The organism is Prosthecobacter fusiformis, from assembly GCF_004364345.1.
Taxonomy (GTDB): Bacteria; Verrucomicrobiota; Verrucomicrobiia; order Verrucomicrobiales; family Verrucomicrobiaceae; genus Prosthecobacter; species Prosthecobacter fusiformis.
Window position 1 is genome coordinate 89,834 of the sequence record NZ_SOCA01000008.1, and the last position, 17,876, is coordinate 107,709.

Genomic DNA, 17,876 nt, shown 5'->3' on the forward strand with positions numbered 1-17,876 from the left:
AAGGCTATAAACTGTGATCCGTACCTTTTGCAACGTTTGAAGATGGGGTGCCCGGCTCGGGGGGCTTGCGAGCGGCCCGCCAGCGGCGGATCAGCCATTCAGCGATCAATAAATTGGGGATAAACCCCAGCCAAGCCACGATGCGGTATAGATCCATCGGCCGGGGCTCAAAAAACAATACCAGCGTGACCTTCCAGGCCCGCAGAGTGAGGGCGGATAAAGTCAGGGCATAACTGCGCATCATCCATTCCTGGTGGGCCATCCATTTCCGCTGGCAGGCATAGCGCCAAGCGGCAGTGGTGGTGAGTATCCAGCCGAGGGCCAGGAGGATAAAGGCGAGCCTGGATGTCCAGCCGCCATTGGCATAAAAAGCCATGACTAAGCTGGCAGGCCCCGTCACAAAACAGACATTCAGGACATAAAGCTTTCCCATCCAGCGGTGGACATGAGGGGCTTTGCGTAGAATCGCCGGGAAGAACTGCGTGAAGCCCGCCAGCAGGGCAAACATGCTGGTGAAAACATGAATCCAGAAGGCCATCCGCCAATGGTCAATGGCCAGATACTGCTGCTTGATCTGGAGAAAACCAGCATCATCCCGGAGGGGATAATAACCGAGAGTGATGCGCAACATCAGCCATGAAAACCAGGCCAGCGCCAGACACAGCCCTACACGGGCTACAATGGCAACTTTTGGCTTGGATAACATCTGTGGCGAATCATAGTGCGGACCATGAGGAGCCTTCAATCTGATTTGATCATACTGACCGCAATGCTGGGACTGACATGCGCTAACCCGGCATCTGCCCAGGCTCCAGACAATGCCGATGTACAGACTGCGGATACCCAGGCAGCGGCTGCGATCGGAACCTATGTGGGCATGTTCGGCCCTCACAAGATCACCGTCAGCATTGAGAAAATCGTCGGGCGGACGGTCTTGGGATACAGCGTGGTTACGGGCAATGAGCGTGCTTTCAGTGGTTCCTGGCAGACGGTGGCGGAGGGTATCTCTTTCATCGGCAAGGAGCCAGGGGATCATCCAGAGGACGGGGTCTTTAACCTGTCTTTCAATGCCACCAACAAAACTCTGGCTGGCCGCTGGGATGCAAATGACAAAAAGAAACCTTCCGTGGACCTGAGTCTAAAGGCGAGGAAGTTTAAATATGACCCGTCAGCCGGGGAATACGCCCAGGCTTCCTCCCGAGTGCTCAAAGAGAAAGATGTGGAAAACCTGACCCAGGCTGAGCTGCGGCTGATGCGCAATGAGATCTATGCCCGGCATGGTTACTCGTTCATCATTCAGGACATGCAGGAGCACTTCGCCAAAGTGGACTGGTATATGCCCGTGGCCCTGGATGTGGCCGACCGGCTGACCCCTTTGGAAGCCAAAAATGCCGCCTTGATCAAGCGCTACGAAAGTTACTCCTCGGAGTACTATGACAAATTCGGCCGCTAAGTGCCTGAGATTCGAATAAATTCGATGCTGGACATCCTCTGGCGCGTCGTTTCCTATAGCGCGCGTGCCTGGAAACGGGTGCGTTTTTACGACTTCCAAATCCACTAACCGACAGCATCATCCTATGGCAAAAATCGAATTTGGCTCCCAGGTCTATACCTGGTTCATGCAGGGTACCGGCAAGGGCTATGATAATAAACTGGACCACATGATCGAAGTCGCCTCGAAGGCGGGCTTCACAGGCATTGAGCCAATGGTGCTCGAAATCTCCGAAAGCGCCCTGGGCTGCGGCAAATACTGGCTGGGGGATTTCTGCGATCCAGTGCGCCTGAAGGATGCGCTGCAAAAGTATAACATGAAACTGGCCGGCCTGGCCCTGGTCTGCGCCTGGGATGCCGAAGAAGAAACCCCTGCGGAAAAGGAAGCTGCAGATTTCACCCTGAACCTGCTGAAGCATTTCCCCGGTGCCATGCTGGGTACCGTGACCCTGCCGAGTGGCCGCAAGAACGACCTGCAACGCCGCCGCCTGAACGTGGCCCGCAACGTCAACAACGTCTCCAAGCGTGCAGCGGATCTGGGCATCAAGGCCTCCTACCATCCCAACAGCCCCCCAGCGTCCATCGTGCGCACGCAGGAAGACTACGATGTGGTGCTCAGCAGCCTGGACCCCAAGGTCACCGGCTGGACCCCCGATGTGGGTCACATCATCCGTGGTGGAATGGACGTCATCGCGACCCTGAACAAGTGGCAGCACTTGGTGAACCACATCCATTACAAGGACTTCTCCGGCGACGGTCCTGAGCCATGGGCACAGATGGGCACCGGCAAGCTGGACTTCCACAAGATCACCGAATGGCTCGTGTCCCGCGACTATGAAGGCTGGATCATCTGCGAAGATGAAGCCCACGTAGCCGTGGAAGATCCCGATGGTGTGACCCTGCAAAACGGCGAGTGGTGCAAGGACAACCTGCACCCCATCGTGGCGTAAACAGTAGCTCGTTTATAAGCTGTACTTCAGACGATCAAAGGCAGGCCACGGGGCCTGCCTTTTTTGTGGGCCTGTGCAGCTCGATGACGAAATCCTCTCCAAAAAGCCTCACGAATCCCCCAGCACGGCACGCAGTTTCCCAGCCGTTTCATTCCAGGCCTCATCATTCATCGCAGGCACGGCAGCGGCAGCCAGGGCCAGCCCTTCCTCAGGCAGGTTCACCCAGGAACGGCAGCCACCGTAGCTTTTTGAATACGGGAAGCTCCAACGCTCCGGCAGCTTATACGCACGCACCAGCGCCACATGCAGGCAGCTTTCGTCATCGTAAACGAAGCGCTCTTTCACGATCTCCTCTTTCCAAATATGCAGCGGAGCGATGGCCTCCATCTGTGCCCAGTCCGTGACTTTCCACACCTGTTCCAGGGTGGCATACCCGTCGATGTCCACACTCGTCCGCTCTTCCTCAGGCGGAAACGACGTGGCCCCTTCTGGCGACCAAGTCAGCCGTTCCGACTGGGTATGAAACCAGGTGGGAAACAGGAAAAACTGCCGGTGCTTCCATTCAAAGCCACCCCGCCCTTCATGGATTCCACCCTTGCGCAGGATCAGCGACTGAACGCCCTGCACCAGGGAATCACACACATAGGCCCATTCCTTGAAGCCCGCAGACGAAAGAGGTAGATCAGTTTTCAAAATCAAAAAAGCTCACATTCAGCCGCATCAATAGCGCGCCATTTCAGGCTCCACCAGGTCCGCCCAGACATCGATGCCGCCGCGCATGGACTGCGCCTGCTTGAAGCCATGCTGCCGCAACCAATTCGCCGCCCGCTGACTGCGCATCCCGTGATGACAGTAAATGATGATGTGCTCCGCCGGATCGGAAAAGCGCTGCGCTGCCAGTTCGCCGAACTGGGATAGCGGCACCAGCTCCGCACCCTGGATGCGGCAGATCTGCCATTCATCCTCTTCCCGGCAGTCCACCAGCCTCGGTTTTACCGCTCCAGGGCGGTCCATGAGGTAGTGGGTATCATCCACACTCACTTCGAGGGGCAGTTCCGCTGGCTGCATGGCAGGAAAGGCTTAGTGGCTGGGATCAGGGCCGCACAGTGACCGGGGTGCCCTGGGTCACGTTGTTATAAAAAATCGCCGCCATGTGCGGGGGCATACGCACGCAGCCATGGGAGGCCGGATAGCCAGGGAGGAACCCCTCATGCATGCCGATGCCACCCACGAAGCGCATGAAATGATGCATCTTGGAACCTTCGAATCGTGTTCCAGGAGGTGCCTTGTCCTTCGTCACATCCACGTTGGCCACCACCACATTGCCGCCCGCGTCCACAAAGTCTCCATACAGGTTGGACTTATGCCACTGGTCCTTCTGCGTGATCTTGAATTTGCCCAGCGTCGTCGGGTGCCGCTCATCCCCGGTGGATAGAGCCGAAACCCCGGCCAGGGAGCTGCCTTTATAAAAATAAGCCTTCTGGTCACTGATATCGATCACGATGCTCGGTGCACCGGACATCCCGTCACCATCCCAGTAGGAGTCCATGTCCTGGTTATACAGGGCCGAATGCGGCACCGTATTGGAAGCGAATGCCTCCAAATACTGCGTCTGACCGCTTGAGGAGCCGGACGGGGAAACACAGGAGGCGAGGAGCACCGCCAAACAACCGAGGGCGAGCAAACGAATAGCAGCGGGGGTCATCGGATAAATAGCGTGAGAAAAAAGGTGTGATGTGACAACCTGAAAGCATGGATCAACCAGGGCCTTCTGTCCAATGCTTCCTCGTCGCAGAATGCCCGCCCAAGCACTGATATCTTTTGCACGATCACATCGTTTTATCCCCCCTCACATGAATCCCATGAACCGCCGTCGCGCCCTTCAGACCCTTTTTTGCTCCAGTGCTGCCCTGTCCCTGAACCTGCGCAACCAGGCCTATGCCGCCGTCGCGCCGGAAGCGATTCACCTCCTCGCCATTGGGGATTTCGGCACCGGTGGGCAGGACCAGAAAAACGTCGCCCAGGCCATGCAGAAATACGTGGCGGATCAAAAAATCAAACCCGCCGGCCTTTGGTTCATCGGTGACAATGTTTACGGCCCCACCTACGAGGAAACTGAAAACTCCGACGGCAAGAGCATCAAAAACAAGGACAAGACCCAGGAGAAGAAAGAGCCTAAAAAGAGCTTCACCGTCAAGTCCCGGCGCTGGAAGGACGAGATCGAAGACATGTATCCCGTCTCCGTTTTCCCCGGCCCGCAGTGGGCCGTCCTTGGCAATCACGACTACCACGACAACGAAGGTGGTGAAAAGGTCCAGCTAGCCTATGCCAAAGAAAAAGGCGTGCGCTGGCACATGCCAGAAAAATGGTACCGCGTGGACCTCGGCAGCCCGAAACCCCTGGTCACATTCCTCGCCGTGGACACCAATTTCGAGTCCATCAGCGGAGGCAAAAGCAGGAAAACCGGCAAAAAGCAAACGCACATGAGCGCCAAGGAGGAGGAAAAGCAGCACGAATGGCTCAAGGCCGAGCTCGCCAAACCGCGCGCGCCCTTCACCGTCGTCGTCGGCCATCACCCGCTTTATTCCAATGGCAGCCACCGGGATACCCAGCCCCTCATCGAAAAATGGGGAGACCTCTTTCAGGAACAAAAAGTCCACGCCTACCTCTGCGGCCATGACCACGACCTCCAGCACCTGGAGCTGGAGGGCAAATTCACCTCCTTCATCCTCTCCGGCGGTGGCGGTGCCCGCATCCGCAAGCTGACCAACACCGAGCGCAAGATGCCCTACGGCCTGGACATCAATGGCTTCACCCACCTCCAGATTCAGCCGGATTCACTCACCTTCACCCATCACGGTCTCGACGGCGGCGTCCTCCATCGTTTTGCCAAAAAGCTCGACGGCAGCGTGGTGATGTGAGGGCGATCCAGCACCATAAGAACTCGTTCTCCTCATTCCTGTTCTACCTCTCATGAAAGATCTCGGACTTCTGAGTTCCATTTTAGTTACGATCGTCCTGCTCCTCATACTGATACCTTTTGGAAGCAGTCTCCTGCATGTGTCCCTGCATCCTGATAGTGTCGAAAATAAGACCAAGGCAGAGATAGAGCACTATCATCAAATCCAGATGGCCTCCAATATCAGCCCCGTTGGTGAAGAATCTGAGAGCTTACATGCAGCCGTGAATTATGTGACAGGTGTTGCCCACGGCTCAATGTGGCTGAAAATTATTCCTGTGAGGATTGCCTGCTACCCTAAAATTGCATCGGTCTGTCTTTTGGCCCTTATCGTGTTTGTGGGATGCTGGATCGCCCTCGTCCTCCTGCCCCCTCCGTCATTGGCCGGATCTTCAACCTTCAAGAATGGCACATCCCAGATTGAATGGACCAGCACTCTTGATGTGCTTCGTTCTGATTCCAGCGAGCCATGAGAGACCTTCCGATAGAGACATTGTGCTCACGCCTCACCTCCCCAGCACCCGCACATCTTGCGCCTGGTTCATCTCCTGCTGCCGTTCACTCGGCAGCGGGGTGTTTAAAAGGGTGATGATCATGCTGCCTAGCACATAGATCAGGCCCGCACCACCGCGCTGCGACCGGTCGGTCACGGGCGAGTGAACCTCACTTCGCCTGAGACTTTTTCGGGGCTCGGGGCACTTGGCAGGGCGGGCAGCAGGTAGTGGCCGTCGCCGATCAAGATATCGGGTGCCGTGGCAGGCTGGCGTAGGACTCCGATGAAGGTCACGACACGCGGTTTTGCACCCGTGTCGGCGAGTTCGAAGCTGCCACTGAAGAGACCCGTCGTCGGCACCAGCGTGGTTTTCCACTTGGTGGGGTTCACGGGCGTGGTCTCGGGAAGTTGCACGCTGACGACGTTCTTGAGGCTCAAGCCGACGCGGGTGGGGAGATTGCCATTCAGCGTGCTGCCTGTGTCGCTGTGCCACACGCCAAAGCTGCCGTCGGTCAAGCCGAGCCGTGCCGCTAGGGTGATGGCCGGGGTTGATCCCTTGGCGGCGACCGGGAGCAGCCAGGGGTCGAGCATCATCACCGTCGTTACCGGGCCGAAGCCGACGCGATACGTGGCATCCGCAGCGAGGCCCTCCTTTTCCCAGATCAGGCCGGCCTCTTCGACATAACGGCGGTTTGCCAGCGTTGGGTGCGGCAGCAGGGTGAAGACTCCGCCGAGGCTGGACTCCCTGCGTGATTTGTAAGGCTGCACAAAGAGGCGGTAGCCAGGGTCTGGGTCCTCATCCGGGGCCAAGGAGGTGGTGAAGACGGTGCCATCCGCCAGCCTTCCCGCCAGGGTCATCACACCCGTGGTGCTGAGGGTCGATTTCGCCCAGCCGGCTCCTGCAGGGATGTCTCCGGCTGCGGGCAGCGCGGGCTCCAGCACGACCGTGTGGGCACCGCCGTAGAGCACCTTCCCGCCTTTGGGTAGGAGCAGGAGCTTGCGGCCCGTCACGGCTCCGCCAAGGGGCTGGGCAGCGCGCGAGGCGGTCACGAGCATGTCCCCCTGCATCGGCAGCGTGAAGCTGACGACATAGGGTACGCTGCCCTTCATCACGGTGCAGGTTCCGGTCGCGAGTTCGTCGCCCACGTTGGTCGTCAGACTGCCCTTCAGGGACAAGGCGGCGGTCTCCGTGGCGGTGGCGAGCTTGCCGGTGAATGCCTGGCCGGTGAGCGGCACCGTCAGCGTCAGCTTGCCCACGGGCAGAGCGTCGGCATCCACCAGCAGTGCTTCATAACTCCCGCCAAAACTTTCCACCACCATCGTGCCCTGCTGATAAACAAACAGGTAGTTAGACGCAACACCGCCGCTGGCCGTGATCAGGTAGAGCCCACCGCCACTGGTGGCCTTGGCCGTCGTTTTCAGCACGGGTGTTTTGGTAAACACCGCCACCGTGTCCGATTCCCTGAAGCCGCTGTAAACGACCGTCAGTTCGGGATTCTCTTGGCCGGCGAACTTGCGCTTGTCATCGGGCGTCACGTAGAGCGGGGCCTTGTTGATGGTGAGTGAGCCGGTCTTCGTGCCGCTGCTGTCCGTGGCCTTCACACTGTATTTGCCCGCAGCCGTCGGGGCGGTGCTGCCAAAGACTGTGCCGATCTTGTATTCGATCATCACCTCGCCGCTGCCGCCCAGGGTGCCGATGGCGCGCGGCGTACCCGTGTAGGTCTGGGCGAGATCGACCAACGTCAGCGTTGCGGGCGTCGCTTTCACCGTGATCGTTTTCACCACGGTCTTGGCGGCGGCATAACTGCCGTCCCCCGCCTGCACGGCCTGCACCTTCACCTTGCCGATGCCGGTAAAACCCAGGACATTCCCCGCGAAGCTGGCCCCTGCGGCGGTGGTCCCGACGGGCACCACACTCAGGGTCACCGGCAGCCCCGAGCTGGCATAGGCACTCAGGTTCAGCGGACTCTGGCCGAGGTAAACCGTCGTCGGAGGAGTAAAGGTGATCGTTTGGGCCAGCGGCTTGGTCAGGCCACCGAAGCCGGTGATGGTGAAGCTGTAAATGCCGTTCGCGCCATCATCACTGGCCACCGTCACCGTTGCCGTGCGGAGGCCCGGTAGGAGGGGATCGAAGGTGATGGCGAAGGTTGTCTGGTCACTCGCGGCCACAGCGGCAGCGGGGGGCGTCGTCACCTTAAAATCCGCCGCGCCGGGGCCGCTGAGGACCACGGCGGGGCTGGCGAGATTCAGCGTAGCATCACCGCCATTGGCGATGGTGAAGAGGTGAGTCACGGGCGTGTTGATCAGCGCCACGCGGCCAAAGTCGGTCGCGTCCGCCGCATCAGGTGTAGTGTCGCCATTGGTGATGGGCTGGTCCTTGCCCAGGATCGCGATCACTGGCTCTGCCACGTCGAGAATTGTGAGGGTGAAGACCTGCTCATGGAGACCGCCCTCGCCGTCATCGGCCTGTACACGGATGCTGTAGGTGCTCTTCGTTTCGTAGTCTGCGCTCACTGAGATTCGCAACTGCGTGTCGACGATGCTGAAGGAGTCGTTGTCCGTGTCCCCGGTGCCTTCGACGAGGCTAAAGGTGTGTGTTGAGTCTGGATCGGGGTCTGTCGCACTCAGCGTGCCCACCGTGGCATTGGCCAAGTTGTTCTCAGACACCGTGCTGCCGCTCAATGCCAGGGCCGTCGGCGCATCATTCACGTCCGTGATCGTGATGGTAAAGCTGTTTTCAAAGATCAGGCCGCCGGAATCAATCGTGCTCACTCGCACGCTGTAACTGCTCTGGGTCTCATAGTCGGGCACGTCAGTGAAACGCAACGCACTGCCGGAAATGTTAAAGGCCGCATTGTCCGTGCCGCCTGTCCCTGACACCAGCGTGTAGGTAAAGGTGTCGCCCGCATCTGGGTCCGTGCTGCTCAAGGTGCCCACCGTGCTGTTGGGAGCCGAGTTCTCAGGCAGCGTGTCAGCACTCAGAGCCAAAGCCGTCGGCGATTCATTCGAGTTCGTGATCGTGATGGTAAAGCTGTGCTCAAAGGTCAGGCCACCTGAATCCGTCGTGCTCACTCGCACGCTGTAGCTGCTCTTCGTCTCATAGTCGGGCACGGCAGAGATCCGCAACGCATCGCCGGAGATGTTAAAGGCCTCATTGTCCGTGCTGCCCGTGCCTGTCACCAGTGTGTAAATGAAGGTTTCAGGGCCATCCGGGTCCGTGCTGTTCAAGGTGCCCACCGTGCTGTTGGCCGCCGAGTTCTCATGCAGCGTGGTATGGCTCAGTGCCAGGCCCGTCGGTGCCGAATTGCTGACGGTAGCCACCTGCACCGCCGGGTGGCTGCTCAGGCCATGGGTGGTGACCACCGCGTTCAAAGCACCCGGCCTCAGGCCGCTGAGGCTGGTCACGGTCAAAGAGGTGGCCGTGGAGGCCGTCACGGTGCCGGAGCCTGCGGGGCTGAAAACCACGGTGTTGTTCCCGGGCGTCGCGGCGTCAAAGTTCGTGCCGGTGATGGTCAGGGTGGTCGCAGTGCGGATCAGGCCCCCGGTGTTCAGGGCCACCGTCGGGGCGGGCACCACATACGTGTAGAGCGAGTTCGCCACAGACTGGCCGCCGGACGTGGTCACCTGGAGGCTGACCGGGCCTGCCTCATGGGCCGGAGCCGTGGCCGTGATCGTGGTGTCATTGACCACTGTAAAAATCACCGCCGCCACCCCGCCAAAGGTCACGTCCGTAGCCCCGGTAAAGCCCGTGCCGGTGATCGTCACGGTGGTGCCGCCTGCGGTGCTGCCGCTGGCGATGTCCACCCCGGTCACGGCAGGTACAGGTGCCACCGGGCCCAGGCCGGTGAAAATATAAGCCGCTCCAGAACCGCTGGCCAGCTCATTGGGCGTGCCGTTGATCCCCGGCGTGCCGCCGTCCTCCTGATACGCCCCGACCACCACCGTGTCCCCGCTCACCGCCACCGAAAAGCCAAAGTAGTCACTGGCCGTGACCTGCGCCGCCTTCAGATAGGCCTGCTGGCTCCACTCCGTGCCGCTGCGCACAAACACATACGCCGCTCCAGAAGCGCTGGCACTCTCATCAGGCGTGCCGTTGACCCCCGGCGTGCTGCTGTCCTCCTCCCTCGCCCCGACCACCACCGTGTCCCCGCTCACCGCCACCGAAAAGCCGAACTGGTCACTGGCCGAGACCTGCGCCGCCTTCAGATAGGCCTGCTGGCTCCACGTGCTGCCGCTGCGCACAAACACATACGCCGCTCCAGAAGCGCTGGCACCCTCATTGGGCGTGCCGTTGACCCCCGGCGTGCTGCCGTCCTCCTGATACGCCCCGACCACCACCGTGTCGCCGCTCACCGCCACCGAAAAGCCAAAGTAGTCATCGCCCGTGACCTGCGCCGCCTTCAGATAGGCCTGCTGGCTCCACTCCGTGCCGCTGCGCACAAACACATACGCCGCTCCAGAAGCGCTGGCACTCTCATCGGGAGTGCCGTTGACCCCCGGCGTGCTGCTATCCTCCTGAGTCGCCCCGACCACCACCGTGTCCCCGCTCACCGCCACCGAAGCGCCAAAGTAGTCACCGCCCGTGACCTGCGCCGCCTTCAGATAGGCCTGCTGGCTCCACTCCGTGCCGCTGCGCACAAACACATACGCCGCTCCAGAATTGCCGACCAGCTCATCAGGCATGCCGTTGATCCCCGGCGTGCTGCCATCCTCCAGATACGCCCCGACCACCACCGTGTCCCCGCTCACCGCCACCGAATCGCCAAACTGGTCATTCATCGTGACCTGCGCCGCCTTCAGATACGCCTGCTGGCTCCATGTGCTGCCGCTGCGGACAAACACATACGCCGCTCCAGAATTGCTGGCATTCTCATTGGGCGTGCCGTTGACCCCCGGCGTGCTGCTGTCCTCCTCCCTCGCCCCGACCACCACCGTGTCCCCGCTCACCGCCACAGACCAGCCAAAGCAGTCACCCACGCCGGCATACCCCAGGCTCTCTAACGAGGGCTTCACATAGGCCTGCTGGGCGATAGGGTCGATGGTGATGGGGTAGCGCGCCGCGCCCTCCTGCACCCGCAGGATGATGCCGCCCGCCGGCCCAGCAAGGAAATGCGAGGCCAGGACCTGCCCGTCCGCATCCCAGACCTTCAGCCCGGCGTAAGTCACCACCGGAGCGCCTGCGGCATCGCGGAAATAAATGGTCTGCGCATCCGCCGCCACGCTGGCCTTCAGCGTGCCGCGCGTGCCCAGCACCACGTCCAGCTCCGCCCCGGCCGCCGCGCCCTCAGGACGGCGGGCCATGGTGAAGCCATGCTCCAGACCGCGCTCGTCATTGACGAACCACTCCTGCACGTCCGCATCCCACTGGTAGCTGAGGCGCTGCCCCTCCGCCTTCACTGCAGGCCGGCCTGCGACCGCCCGCTGCTGCCGCCCGAAGCCGTAGCTGCGCAGTTCCAGCCCCCACTGCCAGTCAGCCCCTTTCGGACGCGCCAGAAATCCGCGCCCGTCGAACTGCGTGATCCACTGCTGGCCGCCATTCCGCGCCTGCCAGCCGTCCTCCATGGGCAGGAAACTGTGCTCCCAGGCCTTGTGCGCCGCGCGGATGTTTTGCCAATCGGACTTGCCCAGCCCCTCGGGCACTTGGTCAGGGGAGGTCATCTGTTGGGGCTTGCCCGTCGCAACGGGAGTCTGCTCGGCCACCTGGGCGGGCTCGGCCTGAATCTGCGTGGCAGCGAAAAGCAGGGTGACCATCAGGCCACAGATGACATGGGAAACAGGCAGACGGATCATCATAAATGAAAAAGCAGGTGAGGACGAGGGGCCCGGTTTTTTCGCATTCGAATTGCCTACTAGGAAGGTCCCCTCATAACAAACGCTGTTCCATTTATTTCACGCACCCTGTTCTCATGTTTAAGAAAATTGAAGTTGATTTTCCCCTAAACATTTTGTTTATTCACCTATACAGTTCAGGCATTACCTATGAGCATTAATGCCATCCACGTGCTGAACACCCCTGCTAGCCCTGGACGACGGCAGCGCCACCCATGAGGTCGAGGTCGGCCTGAAACAAACGATGGAGGCAGACCTGCGCCCTCATCGCCGCCCTGAAGGGGGACACAACGGCTAAGCCACCCACGGCGGGACTCATCATCCAGCACATGCACCTGGAGCTGGAGGGCAAATTCACCTCCTTCATCCTCTCCGGCGGCGGCGGTGCCCGCATCCGCAAGCTGACCAACACCGAGCGCAAGATGCCCTACGGCCTGGACATCAATGGCTTCACCCACCTCCAGATTCAGCCGGATTCACTCACCTTCACCCATCACGGTCTCGACGGCGGCGTGCTGCATCGCTTCGTGAAAAAGCTCGACGGCAGCGTGGTGATGTGAGGGCGCCCACGCCTCACTTCCCCAGCACCCGCACATCCTGCGCCTGGTTCATCTCCTGCTGCTGTTCACTCGGCAGCGGCGTGTTTAAAAGGGTGATGATCATGCTGCCCAGCACATAGATCAGGCCCGCACCCAGCCCTGCACCGATGGCGATCAGGCGGCGCTGCATCACATTTTCCCGGTCGATAACGGTATAAAATCTCATGCACAGCAACACCCAGAGGGCGCTGAGCAGAAACAGGGCGGCTTTGGCGAGCATTCCCTCATTCAACCAGAGCTTTCTGGCCCTGACGAGTGAAAATCACCTGTGGGGTGTCGGACACATGGCAGATTTTTTTCAGAAATTTCCCGTTCATTTGCTTGACGCTGGGCCTGGGTGCCTATCCTTCCCACCTTTCCCCTCCTGCTGATGAACGAGACCCAGATCCAGAAAGCCGATGTCCTCCTTGAAGCCCTGCCGTACATGCAAGGCTTTCGAGGGTGCACCTTTCTCATCAAGGTCGGCGGCAGCGCCATGGAGGACCCTACGGTGGTGGATACTTTCCTCAAAGACGTCGTCTTCCTGGAAGCCGTCGGCATCAATCCTGTCATCGTTCATGGCGGTGGCAAGGCCATCTCCAAAGCCATGAAGGACAGCGGCCTGGAGGCCAAGTTCATCAACGGCATGCGCGTCACCGATGAGGAGACCATCAAAATCGTCGAGCAGACCCTCGCCCGCGTCATCAACCCTGAAATCGTCAACAAGATCAATGCCTTCGGTGGCAAGGCCGTCGGCGTTCCCGGCACTGAAGTCTTCACGGGCGAAAAGATGAAAGGCGACCTCGGCTGGGTCGGCGAGGTCAGTGATTGCAGGCTGGGCCTTATCCAAGCCGCCGTGGCCGGTGAATTCGTCCCTGTCGTCTCCCCCGTCGCACGGGAAACCGCCAGCGGCAAAACCCTCAACGTCAATGCCGACCTCGCCGCCTGTGCCCTGGCCACCCGCCTGAAGGCCACCAAGCTCATCTTCCTCAGTGATGTGCGCGGCGTCATGCGCGACCCCAAGGATGACACCACCCTTATCCCCAGCCTGAACCCGGAGGCCATCGAAGGCCTGAAAAAAGAAGGCATCATCAGCGGCGGCATGATCCCCAAGGTGGATTCCTCTCTGGAATCCCTCCGAGGTGGCGTGGGGAAGGTGCACCTCATTGACGGGCGCATTCCTCACGCACTCATTTTGGAGATCTTCACCGATGTGGGGATCGGCACAGAGATTCACCTCTGATCGCCCCCGCTGAAAGCTCAGCGGACAGGACTAACCAATTTTTCAGGATTATACACGATGGACAGATTGAATGATTTCGACCCGGCTTGGATGGACCAGTATGTGATGCCTAACTATGGGCGTTTCCCCCTGTGGCCAGAGCGCGGCGAAGGGCCGTACCTATGGGATACCGACGGCAAAAAGTATGTGGACTTCGCCGGTGGCGTGGCTGTCTGCCCGCTGGGCCATGCCCATCCGGAGGTGGCCGATGCCATCGCCGCGCAGGCACACAAGCTCATCCACGTTTCCAACTGGTACTGCATCAAAGGCCAGGCCCAGCTCGCCCGTATCCTGGTGGAGGAAATCGTCCGCATTCCAGGGAAATGTTTCTTTAGCAACAGCGGTGCTGAGGCCAATGAAGGCATGATCAAACTGGCCCGCAAATACGGCGTCACCAAGCCCCTGCCGGATGGCAGCCCGCGCTATGAGATCATCACCTTCACCGGCAGTTTCCATGGCCGTACCTTTGGTGCCATGAGCGCCACGGCTCAGGAGAAAATCCATGGTGGCTTCGGCCCCATCGTGCCCGGTTTTGTTTACGTGCCCTTCAATGATGCCGCCGCCCTGAAGCAGGCCATCACGGAAAGGACCGTCGCCATCCTCTTTGAACCCATGCAGGGCGAAAGCGGCGTCAATCCCGCTACCCCGGATTTCCTGCGCACCGTCCAGTCCCTCTGCCAGCAGCACGATCTGCTCATGCTGCTGGATGAAGTCCAGTGCGGCCTCGGGCGCACCGGTGAAACCTGCGGCTGGCGCTCCATCATCCCTGGGGATGAAATCCAGCCGGATGCCATTAGCTGGGCCAAGTCCATCGGCAGCGGCTACCCCCTCGGCTCCTTTTGGATCAAAGACCGCCCCCTGGGTGAGGCCCACCCGCAGAAGCTCTGCGACCTCCTCGGCCCCGGCACCCATGGCACCACTTATGGCGGCAGCCCCTTGGCCTGCGCCGCCGGTCTCGCCACCCTGAATGTGATCCTGCGGGACAATCTTCCAGCGCACTCCGCCACCCTCGGTCGCAAGATCGCAGGTGAAGTCGCCTCCTGGAAACAGCCTCTCATCACCGACATCCGCGCCTTTGGCATGATGATCGGGTTTGAGCTGGCTGAAGCCGCCCTCATGGCCAAAACCGCCATCAGCACCTCCGGCAAGATCGCCTCCATCTATGTGGCCAAAGCCATGCTGGATGCCGGCCTCCTCGTCGTTCCCGCCGGACCCAAAGTCGTCCGCTGGCTCCCCCCCATGAACCTCACCGACGCCCAAGCCGCCGAGGCCCTGGCCATCTTTAAAACGGTCCTCAGTGATTTAAGCAACCTTAGTTAGACCGGATTTACAGGAAGAAGCCCTTCAGCCTTCAACTCCCCCTCCTGTTAATCCTGCAATCCTGTCCAAAAACTCCACAGATGAAACATCTCCTTTCCATCGAGCAGCTCAGCGCCGCTGAGATCGAAAGCCTGCTCGAGCAGGCCGCCGTTCTGAAGAAGAACCGCAAAACCTGCCCCCAGGTGCTGGCGGGCCAGAACTGGGCGCTCATTTTCAGCAAATCCTCCACCCGCACCCGCGTCAGCTTCGAAGTCGGCGTCCGCGAGCTCGGTGGCCAGGTCATGTTCCTCTCTTCGGCAGACATTCAGTTAGGCCGGGGTGAGCCCATCAAGGATACCGCCCGCGTCATGGGCCGCATGATCGATGGTGCCATCATCCGCACCTTCGCCCAGCAGGATGTCGTGGACTTCGCCGAATACAGCGGCATCCCCACCATCAATGCCCTCACCGATGACGAGCACCCCTGCCAGATCCTGGCCGACCTGCAGACCATCAACGAGCGCTTCGGCTCCTGGAAAGGTCGGCGCGTCGCCTTCCTCGGCGATGGCGATTGCAACGTCGCCCGCTCCTGGATCTGGGCCAGCGCCCGCCTCGGGTTCGAGCTGGTCATCGGCGCTCCCAAAGAGTTTCAACCTGCCGCCAGCTTCATGGCGCAGATCCCCGGAAACACCGTCACCATCACCGATGATCCCAAAGCTTCCGTGGACGGCATCGATGCCATCTACACCGACGTCTGGGTCAGCATGGGCAAGGAAGAGGAAGCCGCCGGCCGCATCGAAACCCTGCGCCCCTGGCAAATTAACAGCGATCTTTTGAAACACGCCAAAAGCGACGCCATCGTCATGCATTGCCTGCCCGCCTATCGCGGCAAAGAGATCACCGAAGAAGTCCTCGAAGCCCAGGCCAGCGTCATCTTTGACCAAGCCGAAAACCGCCTGCATGCGCAGAAAGCCGTCCTCGTTGCCCTGGCCCGGAAGTAATCCCTCGTTGACCTCGGTGGCCTGAGAACCGAGCACTGTCCCATGCACCGCCACACCCTCACCGACCGCGTCCAGTTCGCCGATACGGACATGGCGGGCATTGTCCATTTCTCCAATTTCTTCCGTTACATAGAGCGTGTGGAGCATGATTTCTTCCGCGCTCTAGGCATGTCCATCTGGGACAAATCCGCCGAGATTCCCGTGGATGAGCGTGTGGGCTGGCCGCGGGTGCATGTCTCCTGCGACTTCCGCGCACCGCTTGTTTTTGAGGAGGAATTCACCATGGAGCTCCTTGTGGAGGAAGTGCGGCCCAAGACCCTCCGTTACCTCGTCCGTTTTTGGAAGCAGGATGGCGCACTGAGTGCTGAAGGAAAACTCGTCGCCGCCTGTGTGCGCAGAGATCCTGCAACAGGCAAAATGAAAGCCGTCACCATCCCGGATCGTATTCGCTCCCGCATCACCGCCGCTCCACCCGAGCTGCTCGCCCCCGTCTGATCTCACTCCCTCTCCCGCTCTCATGGATACCTATTTCGTCGCAATCAATGGCCAGCAGCAGGGACCTTACGGGCTCGCCCAGATCGAGGTCATGATGAATACTGGCAAGATCAAGCCCAGTGATCTCTGCTGGCAGGAGGGCATGCCCGCCTGGCAGCCCATCCATTCCGCCATCCCCTCCCTGGCCGATTACGTCGTCCCATCGGATACCTTCAATCCCTACGCCCCGCCCCAGGCCGTCTTGACGACTTCGGCTCCTTCTCTCAAAGGCAGTTACGGGGGCATCGGCCGCCTCGCTTACTTCGGCACCAGCTTTCTGGTCGGTGTCTTCAACGCCATTGCTTCCGCCGCCCTGAAGGACAGCGTCGCCGGGACCCTGGTGGCCTTGGCCTTCATCATTGTCGCCTCCCTGGTCATTGTTTATCAGCGCCTGAAAAACATCGGCATGAATCCCTGGTGGTGCCTGCTCAGCATCGTCCCCATTGCCAATTTTTTCATCGCCTTCCGCTGTCTGGCCTTTCAGGAAGGCTATGTGGAAACGGGTAAAATGGATAAGGCAGGTGTTATCGTTGCCTGGATCTTTGGCATCCTCATGGCCTTGATGTTGGTAGGCATTGTCATGTTGCTCAGGAATGCCTAGGCTCGGCACCCCATCATGACCCGCGAAATAACCAGGAATGGCTCCTGGTTATTTCTCCATTCCATCACCTAAGAATTGACAGGCGGTGCAAACAGTCCATTTGAAGCAGCAGACGCATCTCCTGAAGCCCGCTGCATGAACCCTTACTACGTCGCCCCCAACGGTAAGCAACAAGGTCCTTATACCCTGGCCCAGTTGCAGGCCCTGCTCAATGCGGATCAGATCCAGACCACCGACATCTGCTGGCGTGAGGGCATGCCCGGCTGGCAGACCATCCACAGCACCATCCCCAACCTGGCCAAGGAGACCCCTCCTGCCCCCCCTGCGCCCGGTGGCATCATCCGCCTTGTGCGCCCCACGCGCAGGTCCCTGACCATTTACAACAATAGCAGTCATGGGGGCATCAGCCGCCTTAGCTACATCGTCATCACCTTCTTTTTCATCATCCTTGCGGGGCTGGGCTATACCCTCATGAAAAACGACCCTGGCCACATCCTCATCAGCAAATACAGCACCCACATCCTCATTGGTTTTGCTCTCCTGGTGTTTTCCTCTATCTTCCTGCGGCTGCAAAACATCGGCATCAATCCGTACTGGAGCCTCTTCCTTTTCATCCTGCCCCCGGTCCTGATCCCCATGAGCATTCTCTGCGCCGTCTGCCAGGAAGGATTTGCCAGTGAACAAAGCCTCGACCCCAGCGGCAAGATCATCGCTTTCATCGCCGCCTGTGTCTGGATTCCACTCCTCATTGCCGCCGGGTTCCTGGTTTATACGCAATTGCGTTTCCTCCGTTGATTCGGATCACCTCACCCGCCTTACACTTCAGGCTCAGAACCAAGAATAACTTGGTTCATGAAGG

Annotated in this window: 19 protein-coding genes; 11 read left to right on the forward strand and 8 right to left on the reverse strand. The window is 59.9% G+C overall.

Going from position 1 to position 17,876, the window contains the following annotated elements:
* Positions 1–4 precede the first annotated feature (4 nt).
* Positions 5–706, reverse strand: coding sequence for a DUF2306 domain-containing protein (locus EI77_RS17640; protein WP_166647335.1), 702 nt, complete (start codon positions 704–706; stop codon positions 5–7).
* Positions 707–751: 45 nt separating this feature from the next.
* Here EI77_RS17640 and EI77_RS17645 point away from each other — a divergent pair, with 45 nt between their 5' ends.
* Both EI77_RS17645 and EI77_RS17650 read left to right on the forward strand, forming a co-directional pair.
* Positions 752–1,453 (forward strand): YARHG domain-containing protein, encoded by a 702-nt coding sequence (locus tag EI77_RS17645; protein WP_166647336.1) that lies wholly within the window; start codon positions 752–754, stop codon positions 1,451–1,453.
* A 124-nt stretch (positions 1,454–1,577) separates the two neighbouring features.
* Positions 1,578–2,441: a sugar phosphate isomerase/epimerase family protein gene (locus tag EI77_RS17650; RefSeq protein ID WP_133796622.1), complete on the forward strand. Its 864-nt coding sequence runs from the start codon at positions 1,578–1,580 to the stop codon at positions 2,439–2,441.
* A 108-nt stretch (positions 2,442–2,549) separates the two neighbouring features.
* Here the strand turns inward: EI77_RS17650 and EI77_RS17655 are convergent, their stop codons facing one another.
* From EI77_RS17655 to EI77_RS17665, 3 genes are read right to left on the reverse strand one after another with little or no spacing between them, the layout of a single operon-like run.
* A complete protein-coding gene (locus tag EI77_RS17655) occupies positions 2,550–3,134 on the reverse strand; it encodes a DUF1802 family protein (protein WP_166647337.1) in 585 nt (194 codons plus the stop codon).
* 27 nt (positions 3,135–3,161) lie between these two features.
* Positions 3,162–3,509 (reverse strand): rhodanese-like domain-containing protein, encoded by a 348-nt coding sequence (locus EI77_RS17660; RefSeq protein ID WP_133796624.1) that lies wholly within the window; start codon positions 3,507–3,509, stop codon positions 3,162–3,164.
* 25 nt (positions 3,510–3,534) lie between these two features.
* On the reverse strand, positions 3,535–4,146 hold the full coding sequence (locus EI77_RS17665) for a L,D-transpeptidase (RefSeq protein ID WP_208300399.1): 612 nt from the start codon (positions 4,144–4,146) through the stop codon (positions 3,535–3,537).
* A gap of 157 nt (positions 4,147–4,303) precedes the next feature.
* Between EI77_RS17665 and EI77_RS17670 the strand changes: the two genes are divergently transcribed.
* Positions 4,304–5,362, forward strand: coding sequence for a metallophosphoesterase (locus EI77_RS17670; RefSeq protein WP_166647338.1), 1,059 nt, complete (start codon positions 4,304–4,306; stop codon positions 5,360–5,362).
* Between the two features lie 52 nt (positions 5,363–5,414).
* The gene (locus EI77_RS17675) at positions 5,415–5,873 is read left to right on the forward strand and encodes a hypothetical protein (protein WP_133796626.1); all 459 of its coding nucleotides are present in this window, start codon (positions 5,415–5,417) and stop codon (positions 5,871–5,873) included.
* 33 nt (positions 5,874–5,906) lie between these two features.
* Here EI77_RS17675 and EI77_RS23440 read toward each other — a convergent pair whose 3' ends face one another.
* The 3 genes from EI77_RS23440 to EI77_RS24010 form a co-directional block, all read right to left on the reverse strand.
* On the reverse strand, positions 5,907–6,050 hold the full coding sequence (locus EI77_RS23440; RefSeq protein ID WP_166647339.1) for a hypothetical protein: 144 nt from the start codon (positions 6,048–6,050) through the stop codon (positions 5,907–5,909).
* A complete protein-coding gene (locus tag EI77_RS17680) occupies positions 6,047–11,686 on the reverse strand; it encodes a choice-of-anchor D domain-containing protein (RefSeq protein ID WP_133796627.1) in 5,640 nt (1,879 codons plus the stop codon). Before EI77_RS17680 ends, EI77_RS23440 begins: the two co-directional genes overlap by 4 nt.
* A 223-nt stretch (positions 11,687–11,909) precedes the next feature.
* Positions 11,910–12,044, reverse strand: a complete 135-nt coding sequence (locus EI77_RS24010) for a hypothetical protein (protein WP_279586921.1) — start codon at positions 12,042–12,044, stop codon at positions 11,910–11,912.
* A 7-nt stretch (positions 12,045–12,051) separates the two neighbouring features.
* On the opposite strand from EI77_RS24010, the gene EI77_RS17685 reads away from it, so the two are divergent.
* Positions 12,052–12,282, forward strand: coding sequence for a hypothetical protein (locus tag EI77_RS17685; protein ID WP_133796628.1), 231 nt, complete (start codon positions 12,052–12,054; stop codon positions 12,280–12,282).
* A 13-nt stretch (positions 12,283–12,295) separates the two neighbouring features.
* Here the strand turns inward: EI77_RS17685 and EI77_RS17690 are convergent, their stop codons facing one another.
* On the reverse strand, positions 12,296–12,541 hold the full coding sequence (locus EI77_RS17690) for a hypothetical protein (RefSeq protein ID WP_133796629.1): 246 nt from the start codon (positions 12,539–12,541) through the stop codon (positions 12,296–12,298).
* A gap of 117 nt (positions 12,542–12,658) precedes the next feature.
* Here EI77_RS17690 and argB point away from each other — a divergent pair, with 117 nt between their 5' ends.
* The 6 genes from argB to EI77_RS17720 all read left to right on the forward strand — a co-directional run bounded on the left by argB (position 12,659) and on the right by EI77_RS17720 (position 17,812).
* On the forward strand, positions 12,659–13,543 hold the full coding sequence (gene argB / locus EI77_RS17695) for an acetylglutamate kinase (RefSeq protein ID WP_243838916.1): 885 nt from the start codon (positions 12,659–12,661) through the stop codon (positions 13,541–13,543).
* Between the two features lie 66 nt (positions 13,544–13,609).
* Positions 13,610–14,902: an aspartate aminotransferase family protein gene (locus EI77_RS17700; protein ID WP_243838917.1), complete on the forward strand. Its 1,293-nt coding sequence runs from the start codon at positions 13,610–13,612 to the stop codon at positions 14,900–14,902.
* Between the two features lie 80 nt (positions 14,903–14,982).
* Entirely contained in the window at positions 14,983–15,882 is a 900-nt protein-coding gene (gene argF / locus EI77_RS17705) for an ornithine carbamoyltransferase (protein ID WP_133796630.1), read from the forward strand.
* A 42-nt stretch (positions 15,883–15,924) separates the two neighbouring features.
* Positions 15,925–16,377: an acyl-CoA thioesterase gene (locus EI77_RS17710; protein WP_133796631.1), complete on the forward strand. Its 453-nt coding sequence runs from the start codon at positions 15,925–15,927 to the stop codon at positions 16,375–16,377.
* Between the two features lie 22 nt (positions 16,378–16,399).
* Positions 16,400–17,017 carry a GYF domain-containing protein gene (locus EI77_RS17715; RefSeq protein WP_133796632.1) on the forward strand — a complete coding sequence of 206 codons (618 nt, stop codon included), beginning with the start codon at positions 16,400–16,402 and terminating at the stop codon, positions 17,015–17,017.
* Between the two features lie 135 nt (positions 17,018–17,152).
* Positions 17,153–17,812: a DUF4339 domain-containing protein gene (locus EI77_RS17720; RefSeq protein ID WP_133796633.1), complete on the forward strand. Its 660-nt coding sequence runs from the start codon at positions 17,153–17,155 to the stop codon at positions 17,810–17,812.
* Positions 17,813–17,876 lie beyond the last annotated feature (64 nt).

What these genes read in the sequence shown, in the direction of transcription:
- EI77_RS17720 (WP_133796633.1), top strand. Translation starts at nt 17,153, where the DNA reads ATGAACCCTTACTACGTCGCCCCCAACGGTAAGCAACAAGGTCCTTAT.
- EI77_RS17665 (WP_208300399.1), bottom strand. Translation starts at nt 4,146, where the DNA reads ATGACCCCCGCTGCTATTCGTTTGCTCGCCCTCGGTTGTTTGGCGGTG.
- EI77_RS17685 (WP_133796628.1), top strand. Translation starts at nt 12,052, where the DNA reads ATGCACCTGGAGCTGGAGGGCAAATTCACCTCCTTCATCCTCTCCGGC.
- EI77_RS17660 (WP_133796624.1), bottom strand. Translation starts at nt 3,509, where the DNA reads ATGCAGCCAGCGGAACTGCCCCTCGAAGTGAGTGTGGATGATACCCAC.
- EI77_RS17715 (WP_133796632.1), top strand. Translation starts at nt 16,400, where the DNA reads ATGGATACCTATTTCGTCGCAATCAATGGCCAGCAGCAGGGACCTTAC.
- EI77_RS17690 (WP_133796629.1), bottom strand. Translation starts at nt 12,541, where the DNA reads ATGCTCGCCAAAGCCGCCCTGTTTCTGCTCAGCGCCCTCTGGGTGTTG.
- argF (WP_133796630.1), top strand. Translation starts at nt 14,983, where the DNA reads ATGAAACATCTCCTTTCCATCGAGCAGCTCAGCGCCGCTGAGATCGAA.
- EI77_RS17650 (WP_133796622.1), top strand. Translation starts at nt 1,578, where the DNA reads ATGGCAAAAATCGAATTTGGCTCCCAGGTCTATACCTGGTTCATGCAG.
- EI77_RS17640 (WP_166647335.1), bottom strand. Translation starts at nt 706, where the DNA reads ATGTTATCCAAGCCAAAAGTTGCCATTGTAGCCCGTGTAGGGCTGTGT.
- EI77_RS24010 (WP_279586921.1), bottom strand. Translation starts at nt 12,044, where the DNA reads ATGATGAGTCCCGCCGTGGGTGGCTTAGCCGTTGTGTCCCCCTTCAGG.
- EI77_RS17680 (WP_133796627.1), bottom strand. Translation starts at nt 11,686, where the DNA reads ATGATGATCCGTCTGCCTGTTTCCCATGTCATCTGTGGCCTGATGGTC.
- EI77_RS17710 (WP_133796631.1), top strand. Translation starts at nt 15,925, where the DNA reads ATGCACCGCCACACCCTCACCGACCGCGTCCAGTTCGCCGATACGGAC.
- EI77_RS17675 (WP_133796626.1), top strand. Translation starts at nt 5,415, where the DNA reads ATGAAAGATCTCGGACTTCTGAGTTCCATTTTAGTTACGATCGTCCTG.
- EI77_RS17670 (WP_166647338.1), top strand. Translation starts at nt 4,304, where the DNA reads ATGAACCGCCGTCGCGCCCTTCAGACCCTTTTTTGCTCCAGTGCTGCC.